Origin of the sequence: Paraburkholderia sp. SIMBA_053, assembly GCF_046534895.1 — a bacterium.
Lineage (GTDB): Bacteria > Pseudomonadota > Gammaproteobacteria > Burkholderiales > Burkholderiaceae > Paraburkholderia > Paraburkholderia caledonica.
On sequence record NZ_JAWRXU010000004.1, the window covers coordinates 573656 to 592632 of the forward strand.

Annotated in this window: 18 protein-coding genes; 15 read left to right on the top strand and 3 right to left on the bottom strand. The window is 61.2% G+C overall.

Translation table 11 applies throughout. From position 1 onward, the window contains the following. The first annotated feature begins 90 nt into the window (after positions 1-90). The 11 genes from SB753_RS17620 (at position 91) to SB753_RS17670 (ending at position 12726) form a co-directional block, all read left to right on the top strand. Positions 91-1656: a hypothetical protein gene (locus SB753_RS17620; protein ID WP_087754305.1), complete on the top strand. Its 1566-nt coding sequence runs from the start codon at positions 91-93 to the stop codon at positions 1654-1656. A 186-nt stretch (positions 1657-1842) separates the two neighbouring features. Further along, entirely contained in the window at positions 1843-3195 is a 1353-nt protein-coding gene (locus SB753_RS17625; protein ID WP_410801016.1) for an MFS transporter, read from the top strand. Between the two features lie 307 nt (positions 3196-3502). Beyond that, positions 3503-4228, top strand: coding sequence for an ABC transporter permease (locus SB753_RS17630; RefSeq protein WP_131320806.1), 726 nt, complete (start codon positions 3503-3505; stop codon positions 4226-4228). A gap of 2 nt (positions 4229-4230) precedes the next feature. Further along, entirely contained in the window at positions 4231-5349 is a 1119-nt protein-coding gene (locus tag SB753_RS17635; protein ID WP_410801018.1) for an ABC transporter ATP-binding protein, read from the top strand. After that, entirely contained in the window at positions 5346-6065 is a 720-nt protein-coding gene (locus tag SB753_RS17640) for an ABC transporter permease (RefSeq protein ID WP_020068537.1), read from the top strand. Before SB753_RS17635 ends, SB753_RS17640 begins: the two co-directional genes overlap by 4 nt. A gap of 36 nt (positions 6066-6101) precedes the next feature. Continuing rightward, the gene (locus tag SB753_RS17645) at positions 6102-6998 is read left to right on the top strand and encodes a glycine betaine ABC transporter substrate-binding protein (protein ID WP_408193998.1); all 897 of its coding nucleotides are present in this window, start codon (positions 6102-6104) and stop codon (positions 6996-6998) included. Positions 6999-7033: 35 nt separating this feature from the next. Beyond that, positions 7034-7912 carry a nitrilase-related carbon-nitrogen hydrolase gene (locus SB753_RS17650; protein ID WP_410801020.1) on the top strand — a complete coding sequence of 293 codons (879 nt, stop codon included), beginning with the start codon at positions 7034-7036 and terminating at the stop codon, positions 7910-7912. A gap of 13 nt (positions 7913-7925) precedes the next feature. Beyond that, positions 7926-9113 carry an acyl-CoA dehydrogenase family protein gene (locus SB753_RS17655; RefSeq protein WP_408129749.1) on the top strand — a complete coding sequence of 396 codons (1188 nt, stop codon included), beginning with the start codon at positions 7926-7928 and terminating at the stop codon, positions 9111-9113. Positions 9114-9131: 18 nt separating this feature from the next. Then, positions 9132-10730 (top strand): class I adenylate-forming enzyme family protein, encoded by a 1599-nt coding sequence (locus SB753_RS17660; protein ID WP_392394403.1) that lies wholly within the window; start codon positions 9132-9134, stop codon positions 10728-10730. A 2-nt stretch (positions 10731-10732) separates the two neighbouring features. Beyond that, positions 10733-11533: a crotonase/enoyl-CoA hydratase family protein gene (locus SB753_RS17665; RefSeq protein WP_020068542.1), complete on the top strand. Its 801-nt coding sequence runs from the start codon at positions 10733-10735 to the stop codon at positions 11531-11533. Positions 11534-11622: 89 nt separating this feature from the next. Continuing rightward, entirely contained in the window at positions 11623-12726 is a 1104-nt protein-coding gene (locus tag SB753_RS17670; RefSeq protein WP_410801023.1) for a GlxA family transcriptional regulator, read from the top strand. Between the two features lie 168 nt (positions 12727-12894). Here the strand turns inward: SB753_RS17670 and SB753_RS17675 are convergent, their stop codons facing one another. Continuing rightward, complete coding sequence (locus SB753_RS17675; RefSeq protein WP_410801025.1) at positions 12895-14067, bottom strand: TIGR03118 family protein; 1173 nt, start codon at positions 14065-14067, stop codon at positions 12895-12897. 284 nt (positions 14068-14351) lie between these two features. Between SB753_RS17675 and SB753_RS17680 the strand changes: the two genes are divergently transcribed. Both SB753_RS17680 and SB753_RS17685 read left to right on the top strand, forming a co-directional pair. After that, positions 14352-14909 carry a carboxymuconolactone decarboxylase family protein gene (locus tag SB753_RS17680; protein ID WP_410801027.1) on the top strand — a complete coding sequence of 186 codons (558 nt, stop codon included), beginning with the start codon at positions 14352-14354 and terminating at the stop codon, positions 14907-14909. A 35-nt stretch (positions 14910-14944) separates the two neighbouring features. Next, the gene (locus SB753_RS17685; protein WP_087754302.1) at positions 14945-15790 is read left to right on the top strand and encodes a helix-turn-helix domain-containing protein; all 846 of its coding nucleotides are present in this window, start codon (positions 14945-14947) and stop codon (positions 15788-15790) included. A 126-nt stretch (positions 15791-15916) separates the two neighbouring features. On the opposite strand, the gene SB753_RS17690 is transcribed toward SB753_RS17685, so the two are convergent. Beyond that, positions 15917-16126, bottom strand: coding sequence for a hypothetical protein (locus tag SB753_RS17690; RefSeq protein WP_020068547.1), 210 nt, complete (start codon positions 16124-16126; stop codon positions 15917-15919). Positions 16127-16565: 439 nt separating this feature from the next. Here SB753_RS17690 and SB753_RS17695 point away from each other — a divergent pair, with 439 nt between their 5' ends. Then, complete coding sequence (locus SB753_RS17695; protein WP_027779716.1) at positions 16566-17321, top strand: DeoR/GlpR family DNA-binding transcription regulator; 756 nt, start codon at positions 16566-16568, stop codon at positions 17319-17321. Positions 17322-17509: 188 nt separating this feature from the next. Here the strand turns inward: SB753_RS17695 and SB753_RS17700 are convergent, their stop codons facing one another. Then, a complete protein-coding gene (locus SB753_RS17700; protein ID WP_410801029.1) occupies positions 17510-17806 on the bottom strand; it encodes a hypothetical protein in 297 nt (98 codons plus the stop codon). Positions 17807-17882: 76 nt separating this feature from the next. Between SB753_RS17700 and phnS the strand changes: the two genes are divergently transcribed. After that, positions 17883-18971, top strand: coding sequence for a 2-aminoethylphosphonate ABC transporter substrate-binding protein (phnS, locus tag SB753_RS17705; RefSeq protein ID WP_410801031.1), 1089 nt, complete (start codon positions 17883-17885; stop codon positions 18969-18971). Positions 18972-18977 lie beyond the last annotated feature (6 nt).

Below are 18977 nucleotides of genomic sequence, written 5' to 3' on the forward strand. Positions count from 1 at the left end.
CGCTGCGCGAATAAGAGCCGAGATGTGCGCCGTCCTTCTCCAGGTGATATCTAAAGACCAAAGGTCTACACAATCTGAAAAGGGGTGTTGATGACTGCTCGAAACGGAACGGCGTATACCGGCAGGCCGTTGTATTTGTGGAGCGTCTGGCTGATTGCTACTGTTGTGGCTTGCACGCCGCTCTTCGTCTCGTCGATTCCGCCATTGGGACAGCACTTCTATAACATCGTCAGAGTAGACATTCTGGCGCATCCCGGTTCCTACGCTGGCAACTTCGTGGTTCGGTGGGACCCATTGCCCGACCTTGCGATGGACCTGACCCTGCCGTGGATCGCGAAGCTGATGCCGGTGGAGTGGGCAGCATGGTTCTTTATCGTTGTCGAACTCTCGTTGCTAAGCTCGGGCTGCCTGGTTCTCAGCCGTGCTCTGAATGGCCGGTGGTCGTGGTTCCCGCTATTCAGTTTTCTGCTTCTCTACAACTGGATCCTGATACGCGGTTACGATAACTTTCTGTTCGGCACTGGCCTTTGTTTGTGGGCGATAGCCTTGCATGTGGCGCTTCGCCGGTTCACGGTCGCGCGGATCATAGCGTCGTCTTGCAGCGCCCTTGTGATTTATTTTTGCCATCTTTTTCCTTTGGCCGTTTTTGCACTGGTCATAGGAACATGGGAGCTTGGCTGCTTCCTGCAGGAAGGGAAATTGCGAATCCGCTCGCTCGTCACGCACGCGAGCGCAAGCCTGGTTCCGTTGATACTTCCCGTTGTGTTGCTGGCGCATAGCAGTACCGGCGGACTTCGTGGCTCCGTCGACTTCGGCTTCGTTCATATATTCGCCAAAGTCAGCCGTTGGCTCGATGTCTTCGCAATCGGCAATCCCCCGGCCGACGTCGCAGTGCTGGCAAGCATGGGCCTGACATTAGCCATCGGCTTTCTAATGAGGTGGTGGTCCTGTAAACCCGAGTGCCGGATCACGGTGATTGCGCTTCCGTTGGTAGCGCTATTCGCGCCGTTCTCCGCATTTGCTTCTTATGGCGTGGTCGAGCGATGCGCGCTGAGCTTCGCATTCCTGCTGACAGCGCTCGTGGATGTGCGGGCTTCGGCACCGCGTCTGCAACGGGTCGGCGCGCTAGCACTTGCGATTGTTTTCCTGTTTCGCATTGCGACGGTAACTGCCGATTGGCGTGCGGCGAAGCCTTCCATTCAGGCGTATCGCGCTACTTTCGCGTCGCTGAAATCGGGCTCGGTGCTGTTTCAATACAAACAGGACACGACGTATCCGTCGCCAAGGACCGCGCCTCACCGCTGGAATCCGTATCTGGACAAGGTCGTTGCGCTTGCAACGCTCGATCGGGTTCTCGTACCGGATCTCTATCTGAAGGCGGGCCAGCAGCCCGTGCTTTATCGCGCGGAAAACGCGGCATTGAGGAAGTTCCAGGACGATATCGAGAATGGCGACACGGCATTCCGGGCGAACGACGGAATGTTGCGCGCATGGGCCGCGGATTTGCAGAACAGGTTTCCAGACCTGCAAACCCGCTTCACGGAAGTCTATCTCGCTGTGTTCGATCCGCAACGGCGTCTTTCTGAAACACTAACCGGTTGGCAGCTCGTTGCGACGCTACCGGAACATCGACTCTATCGAATGCTTCCTCGGTGAGCGCGGTCATCATGCATCCGATCGGCTAGCCGCTTACGGTGCGTAAGGCCGTTCGAAGAATGTCGTTTTTCTGCCAGCGGACGTCGCATTCGCGGCATGCCGGCGCGGCTGTTGACCATTACATTCGAGGGAACCCCGCCACGTCGCTACAGCCGTGCCGCACAGTAAGAACGAGACTCAGCCCGAATGAAACAGGCACGCGAAACGGCTGCCCATCAGCCGACAGGCGCGTCCTATTTATTGGACACCCAACCGCTTGCCGACGGGTGGGAAAGCACGGGTTCGCTCAGCGCCGCTGTCCAGCCGGGCGAGGCGACCGCAGGCGCGAAGTCCGCCGCTGCTGTCGTCGGGTCCGCGCCAGTCGTCGGGAGCTTGCGCTCCACTGCGGTCCTGCTGTTGGGCTACGCGATTCTCATCACCGGAAACGGTCTGCTCAGCACGCTTATCTCGTTGCGCCTCATTCAACAGCAGGCGCCGTCGATCGTAGTGGGCGTCGTGCAATCGGCGTATTACATCGGCTTTCTATTGGGCGCTGTTTATGGCGGCGCGCTCATTACGCGCGTCGGTCATCACCGCGCGTTCGTCACCTTCGCCGCAGCCTCGGCGTGCTGCGCGCTCGGGTACGCCGTGTGGAGCGCGGCCGCGATGTGGGTGGTTCTGCGCTTCGTCACAGGCTTCTGTCTGGTCGGCATTTTCACGGTCGTCGAGAGCTGGTTGCATCAGGTCGCGAGCAACGCTCAACGGGGCCGCGTGTTCTCGGCTTATCTGATCACCAACTACCTCGGTGTCGGCACCGGGCAGTTTCTCATCGGCCTTGCGGACCCAGGTGGGTTCGAACTTTTCAGCGCGGTTGCAGCTTTGTTCACGGCGTCATTGATCCCGGTCGCGCTCGCAGGCACAGCGCCCGCAGCCACGGCCGCGCTCGACGCGTCTCGTGCCACATACGGCTCGCGTCTCGCACGCGGGCTGTCGGGGTTGCAGAGCATCTATCGTTGGGCGCCGCTCGGCGTTGCTGCGTGTCTGTCGGCCGGGGCGCTCAATAGCGCGTTCTACACGATGCAGCCCGTATTCATGCGGCGCGTCGGCTATGCGGTGCCAGACGTGTCTCACTTCATGGGCTTCGCACTGCTCGCCGCGCTCGTACCGCAATGGCCGGTTGCGCGGCTGGCCGACCGGTTCGACAGGCGCAAGGTGCTGCTATGTCTTGCGGCAGTTACCGGGTCGCTAAGCGTGCTGCTGTTCCTGCTGCACGATGACAGGTTGATCCGGGCCTTCGGCTATCTCTATGTCGCGGTAGCGTTTTCCATGTACGGCGTCGTCACCTCCTACGTGAACGACTGCATTCCCGCCGATGAGCGCGTTGCCGTGAGCGCCGGTCTGTTGCTGATCTTCTCGGTGGGGGCGAGCGCCGGCCCGACGCTCGCGTCCGCAACGATGTCGGTCGCGGGTCCTTCCGGGCTCTATCTGTTCACGGGGCTCGTCACAGGCGCGCTCGCCACGCTGACAATGCGCAGCGTGGCGGATCAGCACGGGCGATAACGCCAAGCCACGCGCGCCGTCGCCTTCCGGCGGCTTCCAGCGAACCCGGCAACTTCTCCGAATTCTCCAGAATCATTCGACCGCCATGACCTGTCGCTTCGAGGACGGGGATTACCCTTAGCGCTTCGTCGGGCAACGCCCGTGCTGTAAGGGAAATGCCGGGCGGCAAAAACGCGATGTCGCTTTTGTGACAAACGAAGTCGAATGCAGATGAAGGGTTCCCAGTTTTGTCCGGCTATCTTTGCCGCATAGCGAAGCACACCGACACGCGCCTGAACAGGCCGTCAACGCCGGAACGGGAGACAACGTGGAAACCCTTGCTTTCATGCTCGATAACTTTGCGTCGATCATCAGGCTCACCGTCGAGCACGTGGAGATCGTCGGCGTGGGTGTCGGTCTCGCCATTGTCACGGGCGTGCCGCTCGGCATCGTGATCACGGCCAATGCGCGCGCCGCGAAGATCGTGTTGTATCTCGCGGCGATCCTGATGACGATTCCCTCGGTTGCGCTGTTCGGGTTGATGATCCCGGTCCTGTCGGTGATCGGCCAGGGCATCGGTTTTCTCCCGACCGTTATTGCGCTCTTTCTCTATTCGCAACTGCCGATCGTGCGCAACACGTACACGGCGATCACCAACATCGACCCTGCGTTGCGCGAGGCCGCGCGCGGCATCGGCATGACCACGCGCCAGCGTCTGTGGAAGGTCGAAATTCCCATTGCGCTGCCCATCATCATGGCGGGCGTGCGGATGGCCGTGGTGATCAATGTCGGCATTGCCGCTGTCGCCGCTTATATCGGTGCAGGCGGGCTCGGCAAGCTGATCAGCCGCGGCATTTCGCAATCGGACCCGCGTCAGTTGATCGCCGGCGCAATTCTCGTAAGCCTTCTTGCCATTGCCGCCGACTATGGCCTCGGCTGGGTGCAACGTCTGCTGACGCCGAAGGGTCTTCGCAGCCCGTCGCGGACCGGCCGACTGGCATTACGTCTTGGCGCGTGGGCGTCATTCCGTAAATCTCCTCATCACGCGCAATAATCATGATCAAGCTCTCCAGCATCTCGAAGCGCTATGAAGGCGCGAGCGCCCCGGTGGTCGACGGCATCGACATGGAAGTCGGCGCGGGTGAAATCTGCGTGCTGCTCGGCCCGTCGGGCTGCGGCAAGACGACCACGTTGAAGATGATCAACCGCCTGATCCAGCCGAGTTCGGGAAAGATCTTTATCGACGGCCGCGATACCGACGAGTTCGAGGTGGTCGAATTGCGCCGCCAGATCGGCTACGTGATCCAGCAGATCGGGTTGTTCCCCAACATGACGGTCGAGGAGAACATCAGCGTGGTGCCGCGTCTGCTCGGCTGGGACAAGGCGAAGGCAAAGCGTCGCGCGGCCGAATTGCTGGAGATCGTGGCGCTCGATCCTTCGACTTATCTGTCGCGCTATCCGAAGGACCTTTCGGGCGGCCAGCAGCAGCGCGTCGGGGTAGCGCGCGCGCTCGCGACCGATCCGCCCGTCATGCTGATGGACGAACCGTTCGGCGCAATCGACCCGATCAATCGCGAGTTGATCCAGGACGAGTTCCTGCGCATTCAGCAGCAGGTCAAGAAGACCATTATGTTCGTCAGCCATGACATCGACGAAGCCGTGAAAATGGCTGACCGCATCGCGATCTTTCGCGGAGGCCGGCTCGAGCAGTTCGACACACCGGACACAATCCTCGCGCGACCCGCGAGCCCGTTCATTGCCGGCTTCGTCGGCGCGGACCGAGCGTTGAAGCGGCTGCGCCTCGTGCGTGCCAGCGACGCTTTGTCGGCCTGCGAGTGCGCCGCACGCGTGGGCGACAGCAGCGAGCGCGCACGGGCGTTGCTCGAACGGCACGGCGTCGAACAGATCGTGTTGCTCGATGCGGCGGGCAAGCCGCAAGGCTATCTGAGCGCTGCCGAGCTCAGCGCAATCGAGGGCACGCTGATGGCAGCCCACGCGAAACCGGTGCAAGGCGTGGCGCGTCATAGCGATGACCTGCGCAGCGTGATTTCGTCGATGTTCTCACTTGGGCAATCCTGGCTTGCTACTGTCGACGACGAGGGCCGCTTCGTCGGCTACGTGAATCAGGCGCACATTGTCGACATGTTGCGTCTGCCAGCGGAGGCCCGCGCATGAATACACTGCTCTCACGCTGCGCTCTCCTGTTCGCTTGCGCTGCGCCGCTGCAAGCGCGTGCGGACAACTGGCTTCTATCCATTGCGCAATATCGCACCGATATCGTCTACCAGTCCATCACGCAGATGACGATGGTCGCCATAGCCGGCGGGCTTGCAATCGTCGTTGCGGTGCCGCTCGGCATCTATCTGAGCCGCGAGTCGGGCAAGCACGCGCGCGCAGGTCAAGCGCTCCTGCAGACGCTCAACATGGGGCAGGCCGTGCCGAAACTCGCGCTGCTCGCGCTCGCCATGAGCGTACTTGGCATTGGCCGCTGGCCGTCGATTTTCGCGTTGTGGGTGGCTACCTTGCTGCCCATTGTGCTCAACACGCTCGAAGGCCTGCGCGCCGTGCCGCGTGCGCTGATCGAAGCGGCCACCGGGATGGGCATGACACCGAGGCAGGTCTTATTTCGCGTCGAATTGCCCAACGCGCTTTATGTGATCTTTGCGGGCATCCGCACCGCGCTCGCTATCACCGTCGGAACGGCGCCGCTTGCGTTTCTGGTCGGCGGCGGCGGACTCGGTGAACTGATCTTTACCGGCATCGACATGAACGACTTTTCGATGCTGCTGGCAGGCGCGATTCCCACCGCGGTGCTGGCGGTTCTCACCGACGTGCTGATCGGCCAGATGCAGGTGCATCTCGTGTCGCGCGGCGTCACTCCCCAACGCTAGTTCAATCACACGCATACGCGTTTCTTCGAGGACATCATGAACATTGCCTTCTTCAAGCGGGCCTGCGCGCTCGTCGCCATTTCCCTTGCGTCGTCGTGGACCATTACTTGTGCGGCGGCGAATGTCGTGGTCGGCGGCAAGAACTTCACGGAGCAGCAACTGCTTGCCGAGATGACGACCGAGCTATTGCAGGCCAAGGGTTTCACCGTTACGAAAAAAGACGGCTTGGGCAGCGCGGTGTTGCGCGCGGCGCAAGAGAACGGACAGGTCGACGTGTATTGGGAATACACCGGAACGTCGCTGATCACGTACAACAAGATCAATGATCGCCTTTCGCCGGAAGACACATACAGGAAGGTAAAGGAACTGGACGCTGGGAAAGGGTTGGTGTGGCTCGATCCTTCTCGTGCGAACAATACGTATTCGTTCGCGATGAATCAGGACGAAGCAAAGAAGCTCGGCATCGTAACCCTTAGCGATCTTGCAAAGGCCATCAAGTCAGGCAAGACGCTGAGCTTTGCGTCCAACTCGGAGTTCTATGCTCGCCCCGACGGGCTGCGTCCGCTGCAAAAACTGTATGGCTTCGAATTTTCGCAGGACGAGGTTAAGCGGATGGACTCGGGTCTCACGTATCAGGCGTTGAAGGACCGTCAGGTGGACATCGCGCTCGTTTTCGCCACCGATGGCCGCGTGCCGGCATTCAACTTCGTCATTCTTAAGGACGACAAGGGCTTCTTTCCTTCGTATGCGCTGACGCCCGTGATCCGCAAGGCGACGCTCGACGCTAACCCGAAGCTCGGCCCGATCCTGAACTCGCTCTCGGCAAAGCTCGACGCACCGACGATGGCTCGATTGAACGCCTCCGTCGACGTGCAAAAGAAATCGTTCAGCGAAGTTTCGCATGACTTCCTGAAGCAAGCGGGTCTGCTGTAACGCTCGCGATCCGACCCAACCTGAGAGACAAGAACATGCCTTCGTCTTCCCTCGACGCGCCGCGAGGCGGCGCGCTGAAAGTTGCCGCCGCGCAAATCGACAGTTCGTACGGCGATCTGGACGCGAACCTCGGCAAGCACCTGAGCATGATCGGTGAAGCGCGCAAGCACGGCGTCTCGATGCTGCTGTTCCCCGAATTGTCGCTGTGTGGACATAGCGCGGGCAAAGACGCGCTGCAGCTTTCAATGCATGTCGATCACCCGGCCATTGCCGCACTTGCCGAAGCGAGCGTCGGGCTCCATACGTCGTTCGGTTTCATCGAAGAAGCGCCTGGTGGCCAGTTCTATAACAGCCAGGCGACCGTGACGCACGGAAGGATCGTGCACGTGCATCGCAAGATTCAACTGGCGACCTACGGCAAGCTGCGCGATGGCCTGTATTACGCGCCGGGAGCGGAACTCGGCGCATTCGGCATCGACCGCGACTGGCGCGTCGGCACGCCGATCTGCAACGACCTGTGGAATCCGGCTCTCGTGCACGACCTGATGTGCGACGGCGTCACGCTGCTCGCCGCTCCGATCAGTTCGGCGCGCGAAGCGGTAGGCGGCGGTTTCGACAACCCTTCTGCGTGGGAACTGAATCTGCGCTTCTACGCGGTGACCTACGGGGTCGCCGTGGTGATGGCGAACCGGATCGGCACCGAAGGCATGCTGCGCTTCTGGGGCGGTTCGCGCATTCTCGATCCGTTCGGCAACATGGTTGCAATGGGCTCGACTACCGACGAAGAACTGGTTGTCGGCGAACTCGACTACGCGGCGCTGCGCGAAGCGCGCTTCCTGCTGCCGACCGTGCGGGACTCCCGCGTCTATGCGGGCCGCGGCATCCGTGCGGCTCATTCACCTGTCAACACCTGAAGCGTCGCCTGCCATGCAAGATTTTCTCCTTACCGACGAAGACCGCGCGTTCCGCGCGGAAGTGCGGGCCTTTCTGCAGCGCGAACTTGCGCCGCGCGCGGCCGATATCGAAGACCGGCGCGACTGGGAAGCCGTCAAGCACGTGGTGCGCGCGCTGGCCGAAGCCGGTTATCTGAGGCTCATGTTCGCGGACCTTTATCGCGGCTCGCTGAAAAAGCCCGGACTCACGCACGCGACGATCTTGTCGGAGGAAGCGTCCGCCATCAACTATGCATTCGAAACGACCATTGCTACGGCGCTGAGTTGCGCATATCCGTTGCATCGTCACGCGAGCGAGGCGCTGCGCGATGCGTATCTCGAACCGATTCTGGATGGCCGCGCGGTCGGCGCGATCTGTGTGACCGAGCCGGGCACGGGGAGCGATTCGGCGGACATGCAAACACGCGTCGAATACGACGCACGTACCGACGAATGGGTCGTCAACGGCTTCAAGCGCTATATCTCGAACGCTTCGGTAGCGGACGTCTATATTGCCTACGGCATCACGCCGCGCGATGACGCGAAGCCTGCCATTACCGCGGTGGCGGTGCCGAAGGACGCCCGCGGCATTAGCTTTCCTCGCAATTACACGTTCATGGGCCGGCACGGCTGCATCGTCGGCGAGGTCGAATTCGACAATTGCCGCGTGCCAGTCGACCACCTGCTGGGCGGCGCGGGCGAGGGCTCCGCCATCATGCGCGGCATGTTCAACTTCGAGCGCGCGATTCTGGGCGGCTCGGGCCTCGGCGTCGCGCGTAGTGCGTTCGAAATCGCGCGTGAGCATGCGCAAAGACGCAGGACGTTCGGGCAATTCCTCGGCTGCAAGCAACTGATCTGGGACAAGATTGCGCAGATGAGCTGGCGCATCGACGCCGCCGAGCTGATTACCTATCGCGCCACCAAGATGTACGACGCCGGCGCCGACGGCAAGGCGCTGATGAAGGAAGCGGCAATGGCCAAGCTCGTCGCGACCGAGACGGCGAATTTTTGTGTGAACGAAACGGTGCAGATATTGGGTGGCGATGGCCTCACCAAGGAATACGGCCGGGCTGAACAGCTGTATCGCGACGCGCGCGCGCTGACGATTGTCGGCGGGACGTCGGAAATGGCGAAATACCTGATCGCCTCGCGCGATCTCCCGGATCTGAAGATCAACCTCTGAGCGCATTCCATTTCCATCATGCTGACCATTACCTCGCTGTTCGAAAATACGGTCGCGAAGTACCCGGACCGTCTCGCGCTGGTCTGCGGTAACGCGCGTTTTACCTACGCACAGTGGGATGAGCACGTGCGCGGACTCGCGCAGGCGCTGTTCGATCTGGGTGTGCGGCAAACGGACCGCGTCGCTATCTTCCAGAAGACCTCGGACGCAACAGCCACCGCTTATCTTGCCTGCCAGTTGCTGGGTGCCATTGCGGTGCCGATGAACTACCGGCTATCCGCGAATGAAGCGATATTCATCATCCGCGATGCCGGTGCGCGTGCACTGATCTACGACCATTCGATGCAACCGGTCGTCGCGAAGATCGAGCAGGGCCTGCCCGATCTGCGCATCTACGTGCGCGTGGCAGGGCACGGGAACCATACGGATGAGCCAGATCGAAACGATGCGCCTTCGTATCACCGCGACTTCGATGCGCTGATAGACAGTACGCGCCATCGCGATGCGCCGCTGCCCACGCTGATGCCCGACGATATTTCCGCGCTCGTCTACACGTCCGGCACGACGGGGCGTCCCAAAGGCGCGATACACACCCATGCCAACGACGTCGCGATCGCGACAAACTGCGTCATGGAGTACAGCCTCACGAGCACCGACTCGGCGCTCCACATCGCGCCGCTTTACCACGTTGGCGGCATGCAGGCGTATTTCATGCCGCACCTGATGGTCGGCGCGGCCAACATCGTGCTGCCGCGCTACGATCCGGCGCGCACGCTCGCCGCAATCGCGCAATATGACATCACGACACTGTTTGCAGTGCCGACACAGATTCAGGACATGTTGTTTCATCCCGCATTCACGCAGAGCGATCACAGCAGCCTGCGGATGATCACCACGGGCGGCGCGGCCATTCCGGCCGCAGCGATGCAACGCGTGATCGATGAGTTCTGTCCGAACGTGTACAACGGCTACGGCATGACGGAGGCGAGCCTCACGCTGCTGCTGCATCCGCGCGACGCACTCGCGCGCCTCGGCTCCTGCGGCAAGCCGACTTTGATCAGCACCTGCCGTGTCGTGACGAACGACCCGGCGCGCGCCGTGCCTTCCACAGAAGGCGTCGTGCCGGGCGAGGTGGGTCAGCTGATTGTGCGGGGCCCGCAACTCGCGCGTGCGTACTGGAACAATCCGGTCGAAACGGCCAGGAAGTTCCGCGACGGCTGGCTGTACACCGGCGATCTGTTCAGCGTCGACGAGGGCGGCTATTTCCACTTCCACGGTCGCGCCGACGACATGATCGTCTCGGGCGGCGAGAACATTTATCCGCGTGAAGTCGAGGAGGTGTTGTACCACTGCCCTGGCGTTCAGGAGGCCGCGGTAATCGGCGTGCCGGACGCGAAGTGGGGCCAGGCGGTAACGGCTTTCGTCGTGCGCAGCGACGCGCAGTTGACGGAGGACGCGATCATCGCATTCTGCAAGGCCAGTGACGACCTCGCGCCGTACAAGCGGCCAAAGAAAGTGCTGTTTGTCGAGCGCTTGCCGCTGAATCCGAGCGGCAAGGTTCTGCGGCGCGAACTGGCCGCCTCGGTGCACGAGAATCTTTTGCAAACGGGAACGTAATCATGAACGAACCGGTACTTTACGAACTGGACGGCGGCGTCGCCACCATTACGCTGAACCGTCCTGAAACGCGCAACGCACTGACCGAAATGGAAGTGGTCGATGCGCTCGTCGAGAGCCTCGAGCGCGCGCAAGCCGATCTGAACGTGCGCGCAATCGTGCTCACGGGCGCGGGTCCCGCGTTCTCCTCGGGCGGTAACATCAAGCACATGCGCGACGAGGTGGGAACGTTCGGCGGCAACTCCGCGCAGATACGCGAGAACTACCGGCGTGGCATTCAACGCATTCCGCGCGCGTTTCATGAACTCGACCTGCCCTGCATCGCCGCAGTCAACGGACCTGCGCATGGTGCGGGTTGCGACCTTGCGCTGATGTGCGATATCCGTATCGCGGCGCACAGCGCGCTTTTCGCGGAAAGCTTTGCGAAGATCGGCATCATTCCCGGCGACGGCGGCGCGTGGTTGCTGCCGCGTGCGGTCGGCCTCTCGCGTGCAGCCGAAATGATTTTTACAGGCACGCCCATCGACGCGCAATGCGCGCTGGATTGGGGTTTGGTATCGCGGGTCGTGCCCGACGCGGAGTTGCTGTCGACGGCCAGGGAACTTGCGGCGCGCATCGCGAGTAATCCGCCGAACGTGCTGCGCATGAGCAAGCGCCTCATTCGCGAAGGACAGCGGATGGACCTGCCGAGCCTGCTGGAACTGTCGGCGGCGTTTCAGGGAATCGTGCATCGCACGGCAGATCACCGCGAGGCGCTCGCCGCCACTTTCGAGAAGCGCACGCCGAATTACACCGGCGATTAATTGCGAACGGATCGGTAAATCGCAGCGAAAGAGACAATGGACCGGCGCGGCGCAATATGCGACAGTTTCGCCACCTTGACCGATCCAGCATGAACATGCGCAGCAAAATCAACGACGAGACGCCGCAATCTGCCGCCGCGCGCCAGGTGCAATGGCCAGCGGCAGGAGAGGGTACACTCGTCGCCGCGAACGCGGAAAGCGCGGCGACGGAAAGCTCGGCGGATTTGAGCCAGGAGCGGCGGCCCGACACGCAACGCATCGGTTTTTTTCTGGTACCCAACTTCTCGATGATGGCGCTCAGTTCCGCGAGCGAGCCGCTGCGCGCGGCCAACCGGGTGAGCGGCAAACCGCTGTACAGCTGGCATCTGATCAGCGCCGACGGCGAGCCGGTGTCGTCCAGTTCAGGGTTCTCGCTGCAGCCTGAATCGGCAATGACCTCGTCGATTGCCGTAGACCAGCTTTTCGTGGTGGCGAGCATCGACGTGGAGAACTACCGCAACGAGCGGGTGTTCGACTTTTTGCGCCGCTATGCCGCGACTGGCAAACCGCTCGGCGGCGTGAGCCTCGGCACGATGATCCTGGCGCGCGCCGGGCTTCTTGACAAGCGGCGTTGCACGATTCATTGGGAAGCGCTGAAAGCGCTCGCCGACGAGTTTCCCTCGCTGGCCGTCACGCGCGACCTCTACTGTATCGACGGCGACCGGCTCACCTGTGGCGGCGGCACAGCCGCGATCGACTTGATGCTGGATGTGATCGCTCGCGCGCATAACCATCGACTTGCGGCCGATGTCGCCGACCAGTTCCTGCATACGCGTATTCGCGCGTCGCAGGAGAGCCAGAAGATGGCAATTCAGTGGCGTTATGGTATCGAGGATCGGCGCATCGTCAATGCAATTACGCTGATGGAGCAGAACATAGAGCGCCCCGTTCCCGTGCAGACGCTCGCCTCGCTGGTAGGCATTTCGCCTCGGCAGTTCGAGCGTATGTGGCTCAAGCACTTCGACATGGGGCCGTCGCAGTTCTACCTGGGCGTGCGCCTGAAGGCGGCGCAAAAGCTCCTGCACGAATCGACGTTTTCCATTTTCGACATTGCGATGCAGTGCGGATTTGCAAGCGCCTCGCATCTGGGGCGGTGTTATCGGAAGCTCTTTGACGCCACACCCGGACAGGAACGTGCTGCGAGGGGCAAGTGAAGATCGCCATTGCGTAAGAGGCAACGATCCGGTTCCACTTGCTGCGAGCCGGATCAGTTTCGAACGCAACAGCGCGGTCATCGCAAGTTGCGTCACAGACTCCGGCCCTCACGGTGTTCAATCAACGCGACCGCTCATCGTGAATGAGCGGCCGTGCATATTCTCGAACTACATGCCGATGCTCGACCCTCCGCTCGAACTCGTGCCTGTGCTCGTGCCCGTGGCTGAACTCGAGGTCGATGCCGGATTCAGATCGATTCTTCCATAGACGCCGTTTGCTTCGTCATTGGGCCCCGCCGCGAAGAAGAGCGTAGTAGCAGGCTGATTGTTGAGCCCGTTGCCGAACGCAATGCCCCACAAGCCCGGCTCGACGATCGCACTGCCGTTCGAACTCTTGATGGCACCCATCGACTGGCCGCTCGATGCGTTGAATGCGTTAATCGTGCCGTCGCCGAAATTGCCGATCAATATCGCGCCGCTCAATGAGCCGAAATTGCTCGGCGCTTGCGTAATACCCCATGGTGCATTCAGTGCACCGCCGGTTGCAAAGTGCTGTTTGAGGTTACCTGCCGTATCGAATACGTCCACCATACCGAGTCCCGCTCCGGCGACGTCGTCATGTTTGTCGGCATCCTGCTTCGCGTAGGTGACGAACAGGTTCGATCCGATCAACTGGATGCCGAACGGCGCAAAGCCGGCAGGAATGGCTGGATCCGTAAAGGCGCCGGGCATGGCGACCTTGGCAAAATTGGTGTCGAAGACGTCGATCTTGTTGTTATGGAAATCGGCCGCGTAGAGAAAGTTGTTGCCGTTGTTGGCCGCGAGCGCGAGGCCCTTGTACACGGCGCCGCCGGTGCCGTCGTCGTACATGACGAACGCATTGGTCGGCCCAACCGCAGGCGCCCATGCGGTGACGGTGCCGCCTTCGCCCACGAAGATAAATGCGGCGACGCCAGACTTGCCGTTTTGCGTCACGTTGAAGCTTTGCGTGCCGTTGAATACGATGCCTGTTGGCGACGCTGTCCCGTTCTTGCCGTCGGGGATCGTGACGACGAGCGATTGCGGCACGCCGTTGCCGTCATAAAGTGTCGCAAGGTTGGTTCCGTTGTCGGCGACCCAGACGAAGCCTTTCGGATTAAAGGCCACGCCCCAGGCATTCTTCAGATTGACGTCGGTGTGTGCTGCCGACACGGCGCCATCCGAGACGAGCGCCTTTGCGGTGAACGACGACTGTGCAGGCGGCCCAGAACTGGGAGAACTGGAACTGCCGCCGCATGACGCGAGTGTCGCGATAGCTGCGCTGCAGGCTACGACGGTGAACGCTGCGAGTAGAGACTTCATGGCCGCACTCCTTGTTCCGTCCAAAGGTCACAACGCTCAATGAACGAGAGGGCGATCGGGTTTATTCCAGTGGAGGGAACTTATTTGCGAGTACTTTCTATGGCTGAACTGGATAGATAAAAGCGGGCTACGAGTTCACGTGCTGGCCTTCGGTTCGCCGCGTGGCAACGAGCTGCGATGTAGCGCAGCGATTACATGCAATGTAATTGGCGCCATGAGCGCCGGCATCTAGTCTGTGTCTGTCGCGCTTCCATTCCGGTTGCGCTCAAGGCCAAGGAGATACCATGTCCCGCTTTCCCACATACACGATCGAATCCGCTCCGGCAGAATCAATGCCCGTGCTCCAGCAATTGCAACAGGCGTTCGGCCTGATACCGAACATCGCGGCCAGGATGGCGCGATCGCCGGTACTGATCAACGGTTTTATCGGCCTGTTCGAGCGCGTGCATGCGAGCAGTTTCACCGAGCCGCAAATTCAGACGCTGTTGCTGACCAACGCCGTGACGAATGCCAGTGTCTGGGCCGTCGCATTTCACACGGCGCTGGCGTTGAAAGAAGGCGTGCATGCCGCCGACGTAGACGCAATCCGCCGCGGTGTCTTGCCTGATGACCGCGAACTGGCCGCGCTATCCGCATTGGCGCGCACGCTGATAGAAAAGCGCGGCCACCTGAGCGAATCGGACCAGACAAGTTTCCTGGAAGCCGGGTTCAGTGCTGAGCAGATACTCGAAGTTATTGCGGTGGTTGCGGCATCGACGATCACAAACTATACGGGCAGCGTCACCCAGCCGCAGCTCGAAACGCAGTTCGAGGAATTCGTCTGGCTTGCGCCCGCACGCTGAATTATTTTGTTCTTTATCTTGATCAGGGAAATCCGATGAACGCGAGCAGTCCCGATCCGAAAGCGCCGCAAAGTGAGCTTGGCGACTTGCTGCGCTATTGGCGCGATATGCGTGGCGTGAGTCAACTGGATCTGTCGCTCGAAGCCGGCGTTTCGCAGCGCCAGATCAGCTTTATCGAAAGCGGACGCAGCGTGCCGGGCCGGGACACGCTGCTGACGCTTGCACAGACGCTCGACGTGCCGCTGCGCGAGCGTAACGCGCTGTTGCTCGCGGCTGGCTATGCACCGGTGTATTCGGAAACGCCATGGAACGCACAGGAGATGAACGGTGTGATCGCCGCGTTGGAGCGCGTCGTTCGCCAGCATGAGCCTTTCCCGGCGATCGTGATGGATCGCCACTGGAACGTTCTCATGACCAACGACGCGGCGCCGCGCTTCTTCGACTGTTTCATCGACATGGGCTCGCGCAAAGGTCCACGCAATATGCTGCATCTGATCTTCGACCCGCAGGGTATGCGTCCATTCGTGGCCGATTGGGACACGGTCTCGCGAAGCTTGCTGCAGCGCGTGTATCGGGAGTCGATCGGTCATGTCGTCGATGCCGGCACGAGGCGTCTGCTCGACGAACTGCTCGCCTATCCAGATGTGCCGCGCGACTGGAAGACGCATCATGCGCCGTCCGCCGGGCCCACGATTCCTGTCATTCCGCTAGGCTTTATCAGCGGGGACGCGGTGCTTCGATATTTCTCGATGGTCACGACCGTTGGTGCGCCGCAGAACGTTGCCGCGCAGGAGATACGCCTCGAATGCATGTTTCCCGCCGATGACGAAACCGAAGCGCGCCACCGCCAGTTGCTCGCCGGGCATTCGGAGCAACGTTGAGCCGGTGTGCGGTGGAACATGCGGCAGAGAGCCGATCGTCCCAGCAGTTCCTGCCGCCTGCAACGCCGCGTCCCGCCTGGGCGGGACGCTTGTCGCGACTTAACTCAGCCGGGGTCGGGCCTCAAATCAAGCCCCGGGCTTTCCGCCGATAGTGTTGCCTTGTTGCCAGGCGCGCTTACCTTCCTCGGACAACTCTCCGCTGCTGTGCGACGCGTCCGGTTTCGTACCTTCTACTGCCATTGAGCCGCCCGGCTGTTCCTGGGCAGGGACGCGTTCACCCTTGCGCGCCGCGGCGCGATCGTCCTGAGTGCGGCCTGCGTAAGTTTCTGTTGCCATTTCAACCTCCGGAAAAGAAGAGAACCATCATGTCTTTGCGATGGACGCGCGAACTTCGTACTGAGGGACGCGCTTGCCCGCATCGAGACACACCCGGAGTCAACTGCGCGCATTGCGCGTGCCAGACGCGGCATTCGCGTCGCATTGAAGGCGTTCCATGCCGCCTGTGAGGAAATCGTCACACAATTTTCTCTCCGTGTATGATTCCGGCGTCGAAAGCTATTGCGGCACGGTTGAATGCATTGTGTGTAAGCCGGGTCTTTGCCAGCGGCGCGGGCAGATCAATGCGCAGATAAACATCTATGCCAATGTGCGAGCCCGGCAACGTGGAGTTGCACAGACTCCGCTTGCAGATACATAAAGCCGTTATGGCAAAAGGCTTGACGAAGAAATGCCCCGCGCGACAACCTCTCGCGGGAAGATGAAGGAACAACGCTGAATGCTCGCAGAACAACGTCACCAATACATCCTGGCGCAAGTCGCCAAAACGGGCGCGCTGTCAGTCGCCGAGCTGGTGCGCGAACTGAACGTGTCGCGCGAGACCATTCGCCGTGATCTCAACGCGCTCGCCGGACGCGGCCTGCTCGTCACCACCCACGGCGGCGCGCTTTCGAGCGACCGGCGCGAGCCCGATCTCGACACGCGTGAGGCGGCAAACGCCGGCGCGAAGCGCGCAATCGGCGAGCGTGCGGCCGAGTTCGTTCCCGACGGCGCGTCGCTGATCGTCGACTCCGGTAGCACGACGCAGGCGGTCGCGCGAGCCTTACTCGACCGGCACCGTCTATCGGTGTACACCAACGACTGGCGCATCGCGCTGCTGCTCGGACGGCGCAACGACAATCGCGTCACGCTATTGGGCGGCGAGCTGTCCGATATCGAAGACGCAACCTTCGGGCTCGACACGGTCCACCAGCTCACGCAATATCACGCGGACTTCGCATTCATCGGCGCAGGCGGCATCTCGCCGGACGGTTATCTCACCGACTACAGCCGCATGGCCGCCGAAGTGCGCAGCCGCATGATCGCCGCCGCCGACACAGTGGTCGTCGTGGCCGACCATTCGAAGTTCGGCCGCGTCACGCCGGTGCGGATCAACGGCATCGAGTCGGCGCGTTATCTCGTGACCGAACTGGCGCCCGAGCGCGCCATCGGCAAGGCGATTACGGCCCATGGCCCGGAAATCGTGATTGCCTGAGTCCACGTGCGCGGCCGGTGCGCGTGGTACGGCGTCAAGCTGCGACACGCGTCGCGCCGACTGCTGCTGGTAGAGCGCAGCCGCACGATCCGATTCCCGATCAGCGGTCATGCAGCAGCGGTTCTGCTCAATCTCTTCACGCAACTTCCCGCGACCTCGTTCGGCTTGGCTATTATTGGCGAATTGTGTCAATTTTTGGAATTCGACAGAATAGTCATGGCGTTGTCACCGAAACCTGTGATCCTTGCCGTGCCCATATAGGCATGGCAGGCAGCGCGAACGTGGTAGACAGTTTGTAAGTCTCGCTTGGAAGACGCCGCGAAGTTGTCGGCAATCTGCAATCGGTTGATCGCATCGGAGTCGGCTGCGGCAACATGCAACAAGTCACGCAAGCAGCACGTAAGCGGAACATAAGCGGCAAATAAGCGGCAAATAAGCGGCACATCAGCAACACGCACGCAGCAAATAAAGCGCAGACGGCGCACACCACGCGCCGTTCAATCACAACAGGTATCGGGTTTTCCCGACCGTCTGGTTTTTTTGCCTTTCGGAGAAAGCGACATGACAAAGACAAACTCCCCTCAGACCACGGGCCTCGCACGTAAGCTTCTGCCGGCGCTGGTCGCCGCCGCGATGTTCGGTGGCGTGGCCATGCAGGCGCAGGCTGCCGACGCGGTGGTGCTGTACACCGCCGACGGCCTCGAAAATCTCTATAAAGACGTGCTGCCGGCCTTCGAAAAGAAGGAGGGCGTGAAAGTCAACATCGTCACCGCGGGCAGCGGGGAAGTCGTGAACCGCGCGACAATTGAAAAAGACCAGCCGAAGGCGGACGTGATCGTCACGTTGCCGCCGTTCATTCAGCAGGCGGATCAGAGCGGTCTGCTTCAGGCATACCAGAGCGCGAACTACAAGAACGTGCCGGCGATTGCCAAGGCGCCGAACGGCTCGTGGGCGACCTTCGTGAACAACTATTTCTCGTTCGCGATCAATCCGGAAGTCACGAAAAACCAGCCGAAAACTTTTGCCGATCTGCTGCACCCGGACTACAGCGGCAAGGTCGCTTACTCGAACCCGGCGACGGCGGGCGACGGCATGGCCGTGATCATCCTGACGTCATCGCTGATGGGTGAGGACAAGGCATTCGACTATCTGAAGAAGCTGGAACAAAGCGCCAAGTTCCACACCAAGGGCACGGGTTACCTCGACGTTCTGCTGTCGCGCAACGAAATCGCGTTCGCGAACGGCGATCTCCAGATGGACCTGGACGACGCGGCCAACGGCGGCCTGTCGCTCAAGCCGGTGTTCCTCGCGGCTGCGCCGGGCGAGCAACCGACCACGTTCCAGTTGCCGTATGCAATCGGCCTCGTCAAGAACGGTCCGAACCAGGCGCAAGGCAAGAAGCTGATCGACTATCTGATGTCGACGGAAGTGCAGGCCAAGGTGCCGGACATCTTCGGCATTCCGGGCCGCACCGACGTGCCGCTCGCCGGCAAGAACGGCGAGACCGTCAAGCAGGCGATTGCGGGCGTGAAGCTGATTCCGGTGGACTGGAACCACGTGATGGCCAAGAAAGCCGACTGGACCGCGCGCTGGAAAAGCGACGTGATCGGTTCGTCGGGCAAGCAGATCGAAGTCGTCAAGCCGAAGTAAGCCGCT

Excerpts from the sequence above, each read along its gene's own strand:
- SB753_RS17650 (WP_410801020.1), top strand. The coding sequence starts at position 7,034 with ATGCCTTCGTCTTCCCTCGACGCGCCGCGAGGCGGCGCGCTGAAAGTT.
- phnS (WP_410801031.1), top strand. The coding sequence starts at position 17,883 with ATGACAAAGACAAACTCCCCTCAGACCACGGGCCTCGCACGTAAGCTT.
- SB753_RS17695 (WP_027779716.1), top strand. The coding sequence starts at position 16,566 with ATGCTCGCAGAACAACGTCACCAATACATCCTGGCGCAAGTCGCCAAA.
- SB753_RS17635 (WP_410801018.1), top strand. The coding sequence starts at position 4,231 with ATGATCAAGCTCTCCAGCATCTCGAAGCGCTATGAAGGCGCGAGCGCC.
- SB753_RS17670 (WP_410801023.1), top strand. The coding sequence starts at position 11,623 with ATGAACATGCGCAGCAAAATCAACGACGAGACGCCGCAATCTGCCGCC.
- SB753_RS17660 (WP_392394403.1), top strand. The coding sequence starts at position 9,132 with ATGCTGACCATTACCTCGCTGTTCGAAAATACGGTCGCGAAGTACCCG.
- SB753_RS17640 (WP_020068537.1), top strand. The coding sequence starts at position 5,346 with ATGAATACACTGCTCTCACGCTGCGCTCTCCTGTTCGCTTGCGCTGCG.
- SB753_RS17675 (WP_410801025.1), bottom strand. The coding sequence starts at position 14,067 with ATGAAGTCTCTACTCGCAGCGTTCACCGTCGTAGCCTGCAGCGCAGCT.
- SB753_RS17665 (WP_020068542.1), top strand. The coding sequence starts at position 10,733 with ATGAACGAACCGGTACTTTACGAACTGGACGGCGGCGTCGCCACCATT.
- SB753_RS17690 (WP_020068547.1), bottom strand. The coding sequence starts at position 16,126 with ATGGCAACAGAAACTTACGCAGGCCGCACTCAGGACGATCGCGCCGCG.
- SB753_RS17680 (WP_410801027.1), top strand. The coding sequence starts at position 14,352 with ATGTCCCGCTTTCCCACATACACGATCGAATCCGCTCCGGCAGAATCA.
- SB753_RS17645 (WP_408193998.1), top strand. The coding sequence starts at position 6,102 with ATGAACATTGCCTTCTTCAAGCGGGCCTGCGCGCTCGTCGCCATTTCC.
- SB753_RS17685 (WP_087754302.1), top strand. The coding sequence starts at position 14,945 with ATGAACGCGAGCAGTCCCGATCCGAAAGCGCCGCAAAGTGAGCTTGGC.
- SB753_RS17620 (WP_087754305.1), top strand. The coding sequence starts at position 91 with ATGACTGCTCGAAACGGAACGGCGTATACCGGCAGGCCGTTGTATTTG.
- SB753_RS17625 (WP_410801016.1), top strand. The coding sequence starts at position 1,843 with ATGAAACAGGCACGCGAAACGGCTGCCCATCAGCCGACAGGCGCGTCC.
- SB753_RS17655 (WP_408129749.1), top strand. The coding sequence starts at position 7,926 with ATGCAAGATTTTCTCCTTACCGACGAAGACCGCGCGTTCCGCGCGGAA.